Here is a 14,361-nt window from a genome sequence, read left to right on the forward strand (position 1 = left end):
TCACAGCAGCTCGAGGATGGTGGCGTTGGCCATGCCGCCGCCCTCGCACATCGTCTGGAGTCCGTAGGTCGTGCCCGAGTCGCGCATCTGGTGGACGAGGGTGGTCATGAGCCGGGCCCCGCTGCCGCCGAGCGGATGCCCCAGGGCGATGGCGCCGCCGTTGACGTTGAGGGCCTTCTCGTCGGCGCCGAGGTCGTGCAGCCATGCGAGCGGCACGGGCGCGAACGCCTCGTTGACCTCGAACACGCCGATCCGGTCGAGGGACAGGCCGCTCCGCTCGATCGCCTTGCGGGTGGCCGGGATCGGCGCCGTCAGCATGATGACCGGGTCGTCGGCGGCGATCACGGCGGTGTGCACGCGGGCGAGGGGCGTCAGGCCGAGCTCGGCGGCCTTCTCGGAGGTGGTCATCAGCAGCCCCGCGGCGCCGTCGCTGATCTGCGAGCTGTTGCCGGCGTGGATCGTGCCGTCCGCCTTGAAGGCCGGCTTCAGCTTGGCGAGCGACTCCAGGGTCCCGCCGCGCCGGACGCCCTCATCGGTGTCGACGCGGGTCCCGTCGTCCAGCGTGACCGGGACGATCTGGCTCTCGAAGCGGCCCGCGTCGATCGCGGCGGCGGCCTTGGCGTGCGAGGCGAGGGAGAACTCGTCCAGCCGCTCGCGGGACATCCCCCAGCGCTCGACGATCATCTCGGCGCCGATGCCCTGGTTGGCCATGGCGATGCCGTAACGCTTCTCGAAGCCCGGTCCCATCGGGTTCCCGTCGAGCACAGAGGTGCCCATCGGTACGCGGGACATGCTCTCCACGCCGCCGGCGACGACGACGTCGTACTGCCCGGCGATCAGTCCGGCGGCGGCGAAGTGCACGGTCTGCTGGGACGATCCGCACTGCCGGTCCACGGACGTGCCGGCCACCGACTCCGGCCAGCCGGCCGACAGCACCGCGTTGCGCGCGATGTTGTTGGCCTGGTCGCCGACCTGCTGCACGCACCCCCAGATCACGTCGTCGATCAGGGACGGGTCGACGCCGGTCCGCGCCGCCAGCGCGGTCAGCACGGTCGCGGACAGGTCGACCGGGTGGACGCCGGACAGCGCGCCGTTGCGGCGGCCGACCGGGGTACGGACCGCGTCGACGATCACTGCGTCACGCATGGGAGTCCTCTTTTCGGCTGTGGAGCACAGCGGTCACGGCCTGCTCGCGCAGGCGGTCGGGAAAGGCGATCAGCGCCTCGGCGCCCTTGGCGCGGCGCAGGTAGCGGTGGGCGGGATGCTCCCAGGTGAAGCCCATCCCGCCGTGGATCTGCACGCAGCCCTGGGTGGCGGCGACGGCCGCGTCGACGGCCTGCGCGGCGGCGAGCCGGACGGCGATCCGGGTCTCGGCGGAACCGGGGTCCTCGTCGAGCGCGCCCGCCGCGGCGGCGACCAGCGCGCGGGCCGACTCGACCGCCACGAACATGTCGGCGGCGCGGTGGGAGATCGCCTGGAAGGAACCGATGGCACGGCCGAACTGGTGGCGGGTCTTGGCGTGGTCGACGGCGAGGCCGGTCGCCTCGGCACCGACGCCCACCATGTCGGCGGCCAGCATCACCAGCGCGGCGTTCTCCGCCGCGGCCAGCACGGTGTCGTGGCCGGACGGCCCGGTGACGCGTTCGGCGGGCCCGTCCAGGGTGACGCCGCCGAGGGGGCGTGTCGGGTCGAGCGCTTCCAGCGCGTGCACTCCGGCCGATGCGTCGATCTCGGTGAGGAAGAGACCGGGGTCTCCGTCGTCGGTGACGCACGCGACGAGGAGCAGCCCGGCCGCCGGGGCGTCGGCGACGATCGGCACGTGGCCGTGGAGCGACCAGCCATCGCGGCCGCGTGTCGCACAGACGTCGTCGGCGGCGCTCCAGCCGTCCGCGGTCCGCCCCGTCGCGACGGCGGCGACGACCTCACCGGACGTCAGCCGCGGCAGCCACCGTTCCGCGACGTCGGATCCGGCGGCCATCAGTGCGGCCTGCACGGCGACCAGCGAGACGGTCGGGACGGGCGCCAGCCGGCGGCCCAGTTCCTCCTGCGCAGCGGCGGCGAGCGCGAAACCCGCTCCCCCGCCACCGTGCTCCTCGCCGACGGGCAGTCCCGGTACGCCCACCTCGGTGAGCGCGCGCCACAGACTTTCGTCCCACTGGTCCGGACCGTCCGCCAGCGCGGCCACGGTCTCGATGCCGCAGCGGTCGCGCAGCAGCCGGGCGATGGCGCCGCGCAGCTCGCCTTCGATCTCGGCCTCGCTCATCGGGCGCCCCCGCTCCGCGGATCGTCGCGATGGGAGGGCAGTCCCAGCACCTTCTCCGCGATCGTGTTCCGCTGGATCTCCGCGGTACCCGCGCCGATCGTCGACGACCGGCTCATCAGGTATCCGTACGTCCAGCGGCCGTGTTCGGGCGCGGACGGCTCGCGCTGGCCGAGCACCGCAGCCGGACCGAGCACGCGGAGCGCCACTTCGTGCAGCCGCTGGTCGAACTCGGACTTGACGAGCCGGTTCACCGAAGCGGCCGCCCCCGGATCGTCTCCGCGGAGCACGGCCTCCAGGGCGCGGCGGCTGTTGGACGCCAGCACCCGCACCGCCGCCTCGAGGCCGGCGAGCGCCTGGCGGACCACGGGGTCATCGGCCTCACCCGTGGTCAGAGCCAGGGAGAACAGCTCGTCCACGATCCGGCGGTAGCGGAACTCGTCGGAGAGGAACGCGGTCGCGCGCTCGTGGCCGAGGCTCGTGCGGGCGATGGCCCAGCCGCCGCCTTCCTCGCCCACCAGGTTCGCCGCGGGAACGCGGACCTCGTCGAGGAACACCTCGGCGAAGTGGGCGCCGCCGCTGATGTCGCGCAGCGGCCGGACGGTGATGCCGGGCGCGTCCATCGGGATGAGCAGATAGCTGATGCCGGCGGGACCGGGTTCGGGCGGACCGGTTCGGACCAGCGCGAACATCCAGTCGGCCTGGTCCGCCATCGACGTCCAGATCTTCTGGCCGGTGACGAGGTAGTCGTCGCCCTCGCGCACCGCGCGGGTCGACAGGGCGGTCAGGTCGCTGCCCGCGCCGGGCTCGGAGAAGCCCTGGCACCAGAACTCGTCGGCGCGCAGCAGCGGCCGCAGGAAGCGCGCCTTCTGCTCGGGAGTCCCGTGCTTGATGAGGGTGGGCGCGACGATGAACGACAGCCCGCAGGGATGCTTCGGGGCCCGCGCCTTGGTCATCAGCCGGTGATAGGCGATCTGGTCGACGAGGCCGAGCGCCATGCCTCCGGCGTCGGCCGGCCAGCCCGGCGCGGCGAGACCGGCCTCTTCGAGATCCGCGTGGAAGTCCCTGGCCCACTGGAGGCGGGCTGCCCTGTCACGGGGCGGGCGACCCTGGTGGGCCGTGAGGAAGTCGCCCAGCCGCGCCCGCCAGCCGGGCCCGGTGTCGGACGCGGTGTCGCGGGACGTGCCCGCGACTCCGGTCTGGACGGTGGACATCCATCCTCCTCGCGTGTTGATTCGAACTTGGTTCTACTCGAACGGAGCATACATGGTTTACTAGGTTATCTACCAGAGGAACAGGACTGACGAGGAGGCGGACCGATGGAGTGGGGACTTCCCTGGCCCGGGGCGGAGCTGGCGGCGGAGGCCGAGAAGGCGGGCGCCTCGGCGTTCTGCGCCGGCGAGTTCGCCGACCACAACGCGTACCTGACGACCGGCGAGATGGTCGGTGCGACCGAACGCGCCATGGTGGGGCCGGGGATCGCCTATGCCTTCGCGCGCTCCCCCTTCGTGCACGCCTCCGCTCTCCGCCAGCTCTCCAAGCGGGCGCCGGGACGGCTGTTCCTCGGCCTCGGCTCGGGCACCCGCCGGATGAACACCGACTGGTTCTCAGTGCCGGCGAGCGAGCCGGTGCGCCGGATGGCCGACCTCGTCGCCGCCGTCCGCGCCTACCTGCACGCCGAGAACGGAGAGCGGGTGGTCAACGAGGGCGAGTTCTACCCGATCAATGCCGCGATCAAGGCGCCCGTTCTCGGCCGGCTCGACATCCCGATCCTGCTCGGAGCGTTCAACCGGCGGATGATCCGCACCGCCGGGCAGGTCGCGGACGGCGTCCTCGGACACGGCCTGTTCACCGATCGCTGGTGGTCGGAGGTGGTGAACCCCGAACTGGCGGAGGGCGCCTCGGCGGCCGGCCGCGCCACCACCGGGCCACGCCGCTGGGGCTGGCTGATCACGGCGATCAACGAGGACGAGCCCGAGCGCGCCCGTCGCGACGCCCGGCTCCAGATCGCGTTCTATCTCACCGTCAAGACCTACGACACCTTCGCCGACCTGCACGGCTGGCAGAAGGAGACGGCAGAGATCCGCGAGGCGTTCCGGCGCGGCGACATCGACGCGATGGCCGCCGCCGTGACCGACGAGATCCTGCACGCGATCGCGCTCTCCGGGACGCGCGCGGACGCCCGCGACCAGCTCGCGGCACGAGAGGTCCTGCCGGACCTGGCGTTCCTGTCCACCCCGGCGTTCATGGTCGGCGAGCGACGCCGCGCCGCGTACGCGACCGAGTCGATCCGGCTCATGGCCGGCTGAACACACGCTTCCACGGCTCGCGCGCGACCGGCCGGTAGCTATTGTGAGTGACGCAGAGATCGTGGCCGGCGGCCGTCACCGCCGCCGAAGGAGGATGACGCAGCGATGGCAGAGCCGGACTCCGGACGGCGAGGCGGAACCCTTGCGATGCCCCCCGCCGACGTCCGGCCGCCCAAGATGGGGGAACTCGTCGCGCGGCGCCTCCGGCGCATGATCGTCGACGGCGAGCTAAAGGACGGCGACTTCCTCCCGCACGAGTCCACGCTGCTGGAGCACTTCGGCGTCTCCCGGCCGACGCTCCGGGAGGCCGTCCGGGTGCTCGAGGCCGAAGGCCTGATCGAGCTGCGCCGCGGATCGCGCACGGGCGCGCGGGTGACCGTCCCGGGACCGGAGGTGGTCGCCCGTCCCGCCGCGCTCCAGCTCCAGCTGGGCCGGGCGACCCTCGCGGACGTCTACGTCGCGCGCAGCGCGATCGAGCCGACCGCGGCCAGGCTTCTCGCGCTGAACTCCGAGGCCGACCACGGCGACCTGGAGGTGTCGCTGGAGGAGGTGCGGGCCTGCCTGGCCGACGACGCCGAGCGGTTCGCCGCCGCCACGGCGCGGTTCCACCTGCGGCTCGTCGAGCTGTCCGGCAACCAGACCCTCGCGTTGATGGCCGGGATGGTGCACGAGATCATCCTGCGGCAGACGCAGAGTTCCGTGCGCATCCGGGAGGCGGAGGCGAGCACCGCGAGCGGTGCCGCGCACGACGACCCGCAGGTCAACTACAGGCGCGCCGTCCGCGCCTACGAGAAGCTGGTCCAGCTCGTGCGGGCGGGCAAGGCCGACGAGGCCGAGCGGTTCTGGCGCCGGCACCTCGAAGTGGCCGACGAGCTGGTGCTCGCCGGCCACCAGGCCACCCGCGTCATCGACGTCCTGGACTAGGGCGTACCGGCCAGCAGACGGACGGGGACGTCCACGAAGCGGGCACGGACGTGTTCGCCGACCGCCTTCCCGATCACGTCCAGGCGCAGGTTGCTGGATCCCGCGTTCCCGAGAAGCCCGCAGAGGACGAAGTGCACGGCGCGCAGGTGGGGGAACTCGTGCCGGACGATCGTCAGGTTCTCCGTCTCGGGGAGCAGGCGGCGCAGCTCACTCGTCGTCAGCGCGGCGCGCAGCCACGGCCAGGCTTCCGGAACGTCCGTCCAAATGCCGAGATTGCTGTTGCCGCCCTTGTCGCCGCTGCGCGCATAAGCGATCCGCCCCAGCGGGACACGTTCGGTCGGCGTGGGCGGGGGAGGCTCGGGGTCGGGATGCACGGGCTGCCCGTGGAACGGCTCGGTTTCCGGGGGATCGATGGCGATGCGCCGACCGTCGTGCAGCACCGTCTCGTGATCGAGCACCTCTTGCGGCAGCAGACCCGGCCAGTAGTCGATGCGCCGCTTCGGACCGGCCGATTCGACCCCCATGAATCCGGGGATGCTGCTGAGTCCGAGCGCCTGCGTCTCCCTGTAGAGCCGTTGTAGCGGCTCCGGGCGCTCGGCCGCCGCCGCCACACGGAAACCGATCGTCGCCTCGTCCTGGGTCCGGGGGTCGGTGACGGGGGTCCCGTGGCGGCCCATGACCAGTTCGTCCACCGCAGCCTCAGCGGCGATCCGGCGCACCTGCCGCTCCAGAAGACCGGCCTTCTCCTCGACGTCCAAGCCGGTCAGGTGGGTCGTGATGCCGATCTGGTATCCGGCCGGGGCGTAGATCGCCACTTTGGTCGTTGGAGGCGGCGGTGCTCCCGTGACAGGGCTCACCCGGACGCGGTCCCGCCCGGACTGGCGCAGCCGGACACTGCCCATGTCCACCGTGACGTCGGGATTGAGATAGTGCGGCCCCTGAATCTCGTACACCAGTTGCGCTGTCACCGTGTCCACGGTCACCGCCCCTTCGTCGGCGCCGTGCTTGGTGATCACGCTTCCGCCGTCCGCGGCGATCTCCGCGATCGGGAAGCCGGGTCTGAGCATGCCGGGAAGCCGGGTGAAGCCGGCGAAGTTGCCGCCGGCCGCCTGGGCGCCGCACTCGATGATGTGGCCGGTGACGACCGCGCCCGCCAGCCGGTCCCAGTCCTCGCGGCCCCAGTCGTGCCACCAGGCGGCGGGCCCCGTCACCAAGGAGGCGTCGGTGACGCGGCCGCAGACGACGATGTCGGCTCCCTCCCTCAGCGCCGCGGTGATGCCCCATCCGCCGAGGTAGGCGTTCGCGGCGATGGGCTCGCCGGCCAGCTCGTCCAGCGGGGCGCCGGTGTCGAGGTGCGCCAGGTCGTGCCCGGCCGCCCGCAGGTCCTCGAGCCGATGCAGGACGCCGTCCCCCTCGACGTGGGCGACGTCCAACTCGACGCCGGCGTGGGCGGCGGCCGCCCGCACCCGCTCCGCCAGCCCGGCGGGATCGAAGGCGCCGGCATTGACCACGATCTTGAGGTCGTGCTCGGCGACGGCCGCGAGATGGGGGCAGATCTGCTCCAGGAAGTAGCCGACGGAGAACCCCGCGAGGGCCTGCCGGTCCGCATCGAGGGCGGCCGACACTCCGGCCATGGTGATCTCCGCGAGGTAGTCGCCCACCAGGACGTCCACCGGATCGCCGGCCATCGCCTCGTCGAAGGCACTGCGGCGATCACCGAGGTACCCCGAGAAGTTCGCGATCCGGACGGCCCTGTTCCTCAACTGCCGCTCTCCTTTCGTCATGCTCACTTGTCCGGGCTCGGTGAAGGGCCGTCCGCGGGGCCCGTCGCCGACCCGTCGCCGGCGCCCAGGTAGACGGCGGCTAGGACGTCCGGTGAACCGGCCAGCTCCGCGGCCGTTCCGGCGAACATGATCCTTCCGTGCCCGAACACGTAGGCGCGGTCGACGACGTCCAAGGCCATCGGGACGTGCTGTTCCACGAGGAGGACGGACGTCCCCTGCTCGGCGGCCCGTACCTTGAGCATCCGCAGCAACCCCATCGCGATGGTCGGCGCCAGTCCCTGCGACATCTCGTCGACGAGCAGCAGTTTCGGGCGGCCGAGCAAGGCCCGGGCGAGCGCGAGCTGCTGCTGCTCTCCGCCCGACAGCAGGCCGGCACGGCGCGACAGCAGCGTCCGCAGCTTCGGCAGCGCATCGAGCGTCTCGTTCAGCGCGCTCTTGCCGGCGCTCCGGCCGGGCAGCCCGAGGACAAGGTTCTCCCGTACCGTGAGCTGGCGGAACAGGCCGCGGTCCTCCGGCACGAGCCGCACGCCGCGACGGGCCAGGGCGCGGGCGTCCGCCGAACGTCCGAGGGCGGAGCCGAGCGCGGTGACCGTGCCCGCGTGGGCCGGCAGGCAGCCGGCCAGGGTGAGCAGGGTGGTGGTCTTCCCCGCCCCGTTCGGCCCGAAGATCCCGACGATCTCCCCGGGCGCCACGTCGAGGTCGAGGTCGCGCGCCACGGTCGTGTCGCCATGGCCGACGCTGAGACCGCGCGCCTCCAAGATTTTCACTGCGCGCTCTCCCTCCCCGCCTCTTCGGTGACTTCGCCCAGGTACGCCGCCCGCACGGCGGGGTTCTCGCGGACCTGCTCGGGAGTGCCCGAGGCGAGCATCCGGCCGCCGTCCAGGACGTGCACGTGATCGCAGTGCCCGAGGACGAGCCCCATGTCGTGCTCCACGAGCAGGATGGTGGTGCCCTTGTCGCGGATCGCGGCCAGTCGTTCGCCCAACTCGTCGCTCTCGTGCGAGTCGAGACCGGCGGCGGGTTCGTCCAGTAGCAGGACGTCGGGGCCCGCGATCAGGGCGCGGGCCAGCGAGACCAGGCTGCGCTGCCCCTGGCTGAGCTGCCCCGGGAACAATGCGGCGCAGCCGTCCAGGCCGACGGTCTCCAACGCCTCCCGGACGGCGGGCGAGGCCGCGCTCGGCATGGCGCTCAACTGGTGCCACCAGCGGCGACGCCCTTCCGGTGGCGTTCCGGCGGCGACGTTGTCCCCGACCGTCAGGTCGTCGAACAGGTCGAGGGTCTGGAAGGTCCGGACGAGTCCCTTGCGGGCGCGGCGGTAGGCGGGCGACCGGTCGATGCGCTCACCGCCCAACCGCACTTCGCCGCGCGCGGACACGAAACCGGTGCAGGCGTCCAGGAGGGTGGTCTTTCCGGCGCCGTTGGGCCCGATCAGACCCGTCAGCTTTCCCGCCTCGGCCGTGAGGGTGACGGCGTCGACAGCGCGAACGCCCCCGAAGGAGACGCTCAGCTCACGAACTTCCAGCGACGACATGCGCGCCCTCCTCACTCCCGTTCCCGGACGCGGCCCCAGGCCGCGCCGCGCCGCTCCGCAGCCGTTTCCCGAGCCACCGCGCCTGCTCCTCCAGCCGTCCGGCGACGCCGCCCGGCGTGGTGACGAGCGCCGCGATCAGGCCGATGGCACTGACCAGGGCGCTGTACTTGCCGAGGTGGATCCACTTGTCCAGCGCGTAGAACAGCAGGCCGCCGGGAGCGAGAACGCCCGCGATGACCGCCCCGGAAACGCGGCTGATGCCTGCGAGGTAGACGACGGCGACATAGGTGAGCGACACGAACACGTCGAAGTCCTGGAACGACAGGCTCTGCTGCTGGTAGCCCAGAAGCGTCCCGGCCGTGCCGGCGAGACCCGCCGCGATCCCGAAGCCGGCGAGCTTGACCCCGGCGACGTTCACACCCGCCGCCGCGGCCGCCCGCTCGTTCGCGCGCACGACGAGCATCTGCCCGCCGAGGCGCGTCCGCCGCAGCCACAGCACGCCGAACGCCAGCACGCTGACGACGACCAGCGCGAACAGCGCGAAGCTGAGATCGCCGGAGCCGCCGAACCCGACTCCGAACAGCGAGGCCTCGGGCACCCTGCTGCCGCCGAGCCCGCCTGTCCAGTCGGGGTTCTTGAAGACGAACTCGTTGACCGCCATGCCGAGTCCCAGCGTCACCACGCCGAGGGTGACGCCGCGGATGCGCAGGGCCGGTATCGCCACCAGAACGCCGACCGCGACCGCCGCCGCGATGGCGAGGAGCGGCGCGAGGGGGAACGGGACGTGCGCGCGCGTGGTCAGGTTGCTGAGCACGAACCCCGCGGCCCCGGCGAAGGTCATCTGGGCCAGCGAGATCTGCCCCAGCATCCCGGTGAGGACGACGATGCTCAGGCACACGAGCGTCGCGACGATCGACGTGGTCAGCGCCGTCCGGTACGGGCCGGTGAGCACGATCGTCAGGACCACGGCGACCCCGACGGCCGCGGTGAACGACACGGGACGCGGCGGAGTGCGCGGCACCTTCGGCAGCCGCGCCTCCTCGGCGGTGCCCCGCGACGGCAGCCGCGCGCCGAGCACGACCAGTGCCACCACGATCACCACGAAGGGCACCGCTTCGCGCAGCCCGACCTGCGGCAGCCACGACCAGTCCTGCTGGAGCTTCAGCAGGACCCCTTGGAGCATCCCCAGCACAATGCCGGCGGTGACCGTGGCACCGAACGACCGGAGCCGCCCGACGAGGGCGACCGCGAGCGCGGGCACCACGAACAGGCTGTTCGTCACCGGGTCGAGGCCGGTGACGGGCCCCGCGAGGATGCCGAACAGGCCCGCGACGACGCACGCGCAGGCCCAGGCCAGGGCCGAGAGCCGTTCCGGGGAGTGCCCCAGCAACGTCGCCGCCCGCTCGTCCTCGGCGACGGCGCGCATCGCCACGCCGGTCCGGGTGAACCGGGTGAAGGCCCACAGCAGCGCCGCCACCACGATGACGATCGCGGCCAGGCAGAGCCGGTCGCGCGGGATGGTCGCGCCGGCGATCCGGACCGGCTCGTCCGGCAGGATCGTCGGCACCGTGCTGGCGCTGGTCGAGAACCGCAGCACCGCGAGCGCCTGGAGCAGCACCGTCACACCGACGGTCGCGACCAGCTTCAGCAGGCCGGACGCCGTTCGCAGCGGACGGAACACCAGCGCATAGGCGAGCAGGCCGATGACGGCGGCGACGGCCAGGGCGAGCAGGATCTCCACCACGACGGGCAGCCCGGCCATCCGAACGCTGCCGACCGGAAGGACGAGCCGTCCCTCGTTCTCGAGGAACGCGTAGGTGAACGTCACGTACATGGCCAGCGCGCCGAGCGCCACGTTGACCACGCCGGCCGCCTGGTACGTCAGCACCACCCCGGTCCCGAGCGCCGCGTAGACGGTGCCGGCGCCCAGGCCCAGGATGGCGAACTGCAAGAGGTCGCCCATCAGGCGGAGAACCATTCGCCGCCGGCGTCGCTCAGCTTGCCGTTCTTGTACTGGGCGATGCGCGCCTGCTTGGTGCAGAACGCGGCGAGCCCCGCGAGCTGCTTGCCGTCGCAGGTGACCGTCGGCCCCATGAAGGACTTCAGGTTCGCGGTCCTCTTCAGCGCGTCGGTGACCGCCTTCGGCTGGTCCGGCGCGGACGCGGTGGCCATCACCTTCGACAGCGTCACGACCGTCCCGAACACGCCCTGGGCGAAGCCCGACTCGGGGATCGACTTGTCGTACTTGGCGAGCGCCGCCTCGAACGCCGCGACGTCGGGGTCGCCCGAGCCCGGCAGGAGCTGCTGGACGGCGTAGTAGGTGCCCTCGGCTCCCGGCCCGGCCGCCTTGAGCACCTGGGGGTCCGCGCACGAGCCCGGGAACAGGAACTTGGCGGTGCTGCCGAGCGACTGCTTGGCCTTGATGACGTTGGCGCAGCCGCTGCCCTGCATGATGCCGATCACCACGTCGGTGCCGCCCTTGATGGCCTGGCTGACGGGACCGGTTAGGTCGGTCTCGTTGTTGCCGAAGGCGACCATGGCGACGTTCGCGACGCCCTTGCCCTGCAGGACCTTCTGCGCGTAGCCCTGCGCCGCGAGCCGGGCCTGCGGGTTGTCGTTGAACATCACCGCGACCTTCTTCGGCTTCAGCTTGTCGGCGACGTACACCGAGCCCGCGCTCACCGATCCGGGTGCTCCGCCCAGCATCGAGAAGGAGTTCGGCGAGGTGAACTCGACCGCGCCGATCGGGCTGGACGGCACGTACGGGATGCCCGCCTTGGCCAGTGCCGGGACGGACCCGTCCGCGCCGAGGTCGAGGCCGCCGAGCACGGCGGCCGGCTTCTGGCGCAGCAGCTCGGCGGCGCAGTTGGCCGAGGCGGCGGCGGACCCGTTGGGAGTGCAGACCGCCAGCTTAATCGGGCGGCCCTTCACCCCGCCCAGGCTGTCGTTCACGTACGAGACGGCGGCGCGGGCGGACTTGCTGATGTCGGCGTAGCTGCCGAGCGGGCTCGTGTCGTCGTTGATCAGCCCGACCGTGATCGGGGCGCCGGTCGCCTTGTTCGTCGGCAGGGCGATCGCCGCACCGCCACCGGAGCCGGACGAGCCGCCCTTACCGCCGTTGTCGCCGCAGGCGGCCGTCAGCGCCAGCGCGGCGACGGCCAGGGCTGCGGCGGCGGCCCTACCGGTCGACGGCCGGGGTGCGGCGCCGAAGACTCGAGACATGAGCAACTCCGTTAACTAGGTCAACTTGGATTGGAAGGAGTATGCGTCGGACGTCCCGAGAGAACAAGAGGTGACAGAGACCACTTTTCGCGATATACGCGCACGCCAGAGCGTCGGCGACGGCCGGGGCCGCCGTGCCTGACGGGCGCTCCTTGACTGCCAGACCACCGCGATCACACGCGCTGGCGGGGCGAATGCCCCGAACCCGACCGCGAACCCCCGGCATGAGTGAGGCCCGCCACGGGTGGCGGGCCTCACGGCACACGGCCTCGGAAAATGGCCTGTTCAGGACGTGCGAAGGGGCGACGGCCTCAGGCGACCAGGTCGAGAAGCCGGGCGCGGTGGTGGCGCGGAGATCCGCCCAGCAGCTCCCCGGTCTTGACCCGGCGCAGCAGCAGGTGCAGATCGTGCTCCCAGGTGAAGCCCATCCCACCATGGAGCTGCAGCGCCGTTCCGGCAACGCGCGAGCACGCTTCCCCGGCGAAGGACGCCGCCGACGACACCTGCGCTCGCCGGGCGGCCCGATCGGCCGAATCGAGGACCTGCGAGGCGGCCCTGACGGTGATGCGGGCGCATTCCACGTCCAGCGCCATCGTCGCGCAGTGGTGCTTGACGGCCTGGAAGCTCCCGACCGCGCGTCCGAACTGCCGCCGTTCCCGGACGTACTGGACGGTCATCTCGAGCAAGCGGTCCGCCGCTCCGACCGCGTCCGCCGCATGGTGCAGGGCGAGCGCGTCCGCGAGGGCCTCGACCGTGCCCTCCGCCGTCCTCGCCCACGAGCCGGATGGAACGCGCACGCCGTCGAGGGTCACGGACGCGAAGTCGCGGGTGAGATCGAGGGCCGTCCGCACGGTACGGGACAATCCGTCGGCAGTGGCCGGTACCAGGGCGACGAAGTGGGAGCCGTCCGCCGCCACGGCGGGCACCAGGAACAGCTCTGCCGCCAGGCCACCGACGACCAGTGGCACGCGGCCGCTCAGCGAGAGCGTGCCATCAGCCTGCTCGACCGCGGCGACGCGCTCCGCGCCGGGTTCCGGCTGCGCGGGGACGGCGACGATCTTGCCTTCGGCGACGCCGGCGGCTGTGTCCGCGGCGATGCCCACGTCGTCCAGCACCCGGCACACCAGCGCGGACTGCCCGATCGGCAGCGGCGTCGCCGCGCGCCCGACCTCTTCCACGACCAGCGTCAGGTCGGCATGGGTTCCGCCCTCCCCCGCTCGCAGCAGCGAGAGCAGGCCCATGGCACTCGCGGCAGCGAGGCCCTCCCGGCGGATCCGGCTCTGGCCGGGATTCGCCGAACGGGCGCCTTCCAGGTCCGATGTGGCGTCCAGCCACTGACGCACCGCCTCGACGAGGGCTTCCTGCTCTTCGGTGATGACGAGTTCCATGCCCCACTCCCTTCCCAACTGACATAGTTTACGAAGTATCCTATGTGTCGAACTCGGTGCCTGTCACCGATCAGGAGGGGAGCACCATGTCAGACGAGGTGCTGGTCGAACACGCCGACGGGGTCACCGTCATCACTATCAACCGGCCGCAGGCCCGCAACGCCGTGAACCGTGCCGTCAGCGACGGAGTCGCCACCGCGCTCGACGAGTTCGAATCGCGCAAGGACCTCACCGCGGCCGTGATCACCGGCGCCGGCGGCACCTTCTGCTCCGGCATGGATCTCAAGGCCTTCGTCGCCGGGGAGAACGTCACGGCCCCCGGCCGCGGGCTCGCGGGCATCACCCTGCGCCCTCCGCGCAAGCCGGTGATCGCCGCCGTGGAGGGCTATGCCCTCGCCGGCGGCTGCGAAGTGGCGCTCGCCTGCGATCTGATCGTCGCGGCGGACGACGCCAAGTTTGGCATCCCCGAGGTCAAGCGGGGCCTGGTGGCCGGTGCCGGCGGCCTGCTCCGGCTGCCCCGGCGCCTCCCCTATGCCGTCGCCATGAAGCTGGCCCTCACCGGCGAGTTCCTCTCCGCCGCGGATGCGGAGAAGTACGGCCTGGTCGTCGAGGTGACCCCGAGCGGCAGGGCCCTGGACGCCGCCCGCGACCTGGCCGGCCGCATCGCGGCGAACGCCCCGCTCGCGGTCGCCACGACCAAGGAGGTCATCGTCGCCTCCGCCGACTGGTCCTCGGACGAGGCGTTCGAGCGGCAGGAGGAGCTGATCCGGCCAATCTTCACCTCGTACGACGCCCGCGAAGGCGCCACCGCCTTCGCCGAGAAGCGCCCACCCGTCTGGCGCGGCGAGTAAGGGACCGGCGCGGCCGGGCGGCCGGGGCCCCCCGCCCCCGCCCGCCGGTCATGGAAAGGTGGCCAGAAGGGGGGTGGTTGGGCGCCGAAGTC

At 72.2% G+C, this 14,361-nt stretch carries 12 protein-coding genes; 3 read left to right on the forward strand and 9 right to left on the reverse strand.

The annotated features are described in order from the left end of the window. Genes ABT299_RS02860 through ABT299_RS02870 form a run of 3 tightly spaced genes read right to left on the reverse strand, consistent with a single transcriptional unit; the run spans position 1 to position 3,474 of the window. Positions 1–1,146, reverse strand: coding sequence for a thiolase family protein (locus ABT299_RS02860; protein ID WP_151595678.1), 1,146 nt, complete (start codon positions 1,144–1,146; stop codon positions 1–3). After that, positions 1,139–2,263, reverse strand: a complete 1,125-nt coding sequence (locus ABT299_RS02865; protein WP_500249566.1) for an acyl-CoA dehydrogenase family protein — start codon at positions 2,261–2,263, stop codon at positions 1,139–1,141. The genes ABT299_RS02860 and ABT299_RS02865 overlap by 8 nt, the downstream gene beginning before the upstream one ends. Further along, complete coding sequence (locus ABT299_RS02870; protein ID WP_202125231.1) at positions 2,260–3,474, reverse strand: acyl-CoA dehydrogenase family protein; 1,215 nt, start codon at positions 3,472–3,474, stop codon at positions 2,260–2,262. The genes ABT299_RS02865 and ABT299_RS02870 overlap by 4 nt, the downstream gene beginning before the upstream one ends. A gap of 105 nt (positions 3,475–3,579) precedes the next feature. On the opposite strand from ABT299_RS02870, the gene ABT299_RS02875 reads away from it, so the two are divergent. Both ABT299_RS02875 and ABT299_RS02880 read left to right on the forward strand, forming a co-directional pair. After that, on the forward strand, positions 3,580–4,569 hold the full coding sequence (locus tag ABT299_RS02875) for an LLM class flavin-dependent oxidoreductase (protein ID WP_500249567.1): 990 nt from the start codon (positions 3,580–3,582) through the stop codon (positions 4,567–4,569). 147 nt (positions 4,570–4,716) lie between these two features. After that, on the forward strand, positions 4,717–5,493 hold the full coding sequence (locus tag ABT299_RS02880; protein ID WP_500249568.1) for a FadR/GntR family transcriptional regulator: 777 nt from the start codon (positions 4,717–4,719) through the stop codon (positions 5,491–5,493). Here ABT299_RS02880 and ABT299_RS02885 read toward each other — a convergent pair. The 6 genes from ABT299_RS02885 to ABT299_RS02910 all read right to left on the reverse strand — a co-directional run bounded on the left by ABT299_RS02885 (position 5,490) and on the right by ABT299_RS02910 (position 13,418). Then, on the reverse strand, positions 5,490–7,256 hold the full coding sequence (locus tag ABT299_RS02885) for an acyclic terpene utilization AtuA family protein (RefSeq protein WP_500249569.1): 1,767 nt from the start codon (positions 7,254–7,256) through the stop codon (positions 5,490–5,492). The two genes, ABT299_RS02880 and ABT299_RS02885, sit on opposite strands and share 4 nt — an antisense overlap. A gap of 23 nt (positions 7,257–7,279) precedes the next feature. Continuing rightward, positions 7,280–8,044: an ABC transporter ATP-binding protein gene (locus ABT299_RS02890; RefSeq protein ID WP_500249570.1), complete on the reverse strand. Its 765-nt coding sequence runs from the start codon at positions 8,042–8,044 to the stop codon at positions 7,280–7,282. Continuing rightward, positions 8,041–8,808, reverse strand: coding sequence for an ABC transporter ATP-binding protein (locus ABT299_RS02895; protein WP_151595673.1), 768 nt, complete (start codon positions 8,806–8,808; stop codon positions 8,041–8,043). Before ABT299_RS02895 ends, ABT299_RS02890 begins: the two co-directional genes overlap by 4 nt. Then, the gene (locus tag ABT299_RS02900) at positions 8,786–10,771 is read right to left on the reverse strand and encodes an ABC transporter permease (RefSeq protein WP_500249571.1); all 1,986 of its coding nucleotides are present in this window, start codon (positions 10,769–10,771) and stop codon (positions 8,786–8,788) included. Before ABT299_RS02900 ends, ABT299_RS02895 begins: the two co-directional genes overlap by 23 nt. After that, complete coding sequence (locus tag ABT299_RS02905) at positions 10,771–12,030, reverse strand: ABC transporter substrate-binding protein (protein WP_500249572.1); 1,260 nt, start codon at positions 12,028–12,030, stop codon at positions 10,771–10,773. The genes ABT299_RS02900 and ABT299_RS02905 overlap by 1 nt, the downstream gene beginning before the upstream one ends. A gap of 311 nt (positions 12,031–12,341) precedes the next feature. Beyond that, entirely contained in the window at positions 12,342–13,418 is a 1,077-nt protein-coding gene (locus ABT299_RS02910) for an acyl-CoA dehydrogenase family protein (RefSeq protein WP_151595670.1), read from the reverse strand. 86 nt (positions 13,419–13,504) lie between these two features. Between ABT299_RS02910 and ABT299_RS02915 the strand changes: the two genes are divergently transcribed. After that, positions 13,505–14,269, forward strand: a complete 765-nt coding sequence (locus ABT299_RS02915; protein WP_151595668.1) for a crotonase/enoyl-CoA hydratase family protein — start codon at positions 13,505–13,507, stop codon at positions 14,267–14,269. Positions 14,270–14,361 lie beyond the last annotated feature (92 nt).

Source organism: Spirillospora sp. NPDC000708 (genome assembly GCF_040299565.1).
Classification (GTDB): Bacteria; Actinomycetota; Actinomycetes; order Streptosporangiales; family Streptosporangiaceae; genus Spirillospora.

Coding starts and splice junctions, on each gene's coding strand:
- ABT299_RS02915 (WP_151595668.1), top strand. CDS start 13,505: ATGTCAGACGAGGTGCTGGTCGAACACGCCGACGGGGTCACCGTCATC.
- ABT299_RS02910 (WP_151595670.1), bottom strand. CDS start 13,418: ATGGAACTCGTCATCACCGAAGAGCAGGAAGCCCTCGTCGAGGCGGTG.
- ABT299_RS02865 (WP_500249566.1), bottom strand. CDS start 2,263: ATGAGCGAGGCCGAGATCGAAGGCGAGCTGCGCGGCGCCATCGCCCGG.
- ABT299_RS02870 (WP_202125231.1), bottom strand. CDS start 3,474: ATGTCCACCGTCCAGACCGGAGTCGCGGGCACGTCCCGCGACACCGCG.
- ABT299_RS02860 (WP_151595678.1), bottom strand. CDS start 1,146: ATGCGTGACGCAGTGATCGTCGACGCGGTCCGTACCCCGGTCGGCCGC.
- ABT299_RS02900 (WP_500249571.1), bottom strand. CDS start 10,771: ATGGGCGACCTCTTGCAGTTCGCCATCCTGGGCCTGGGCGCCGGCACC.
- ABT299_RS02880 (WP_500249568.1), top strand. CDS start 4,717: ATGCCCCCCGCCGACGTCCGGCCGCCCAAGATGGGGGAACTCGTCGCG.
- ABT299_RS02905 (WP_500249572.1), bottom strand. CDS start 12,030: ATGTCTCGAGTCTTCGGCGCCGCACCCCGGCCGTCGACCGGTAGGGCC.
- ABT299_RS02875 (WP_500249567.1), top strand. CDS start 3,580: ATGGAGTGGGGACTTCCCTGGCCCGGGGCGGAGCTGGCGGCGGAGGCC.
- ABT299_RS02895 (WP_151595673.1), bottom strand. CDS start 8,808: ATGTCGTCGCTGGAAGTTCGTGAGCTGAGCGTCTCCTTCGGGGGCGTT.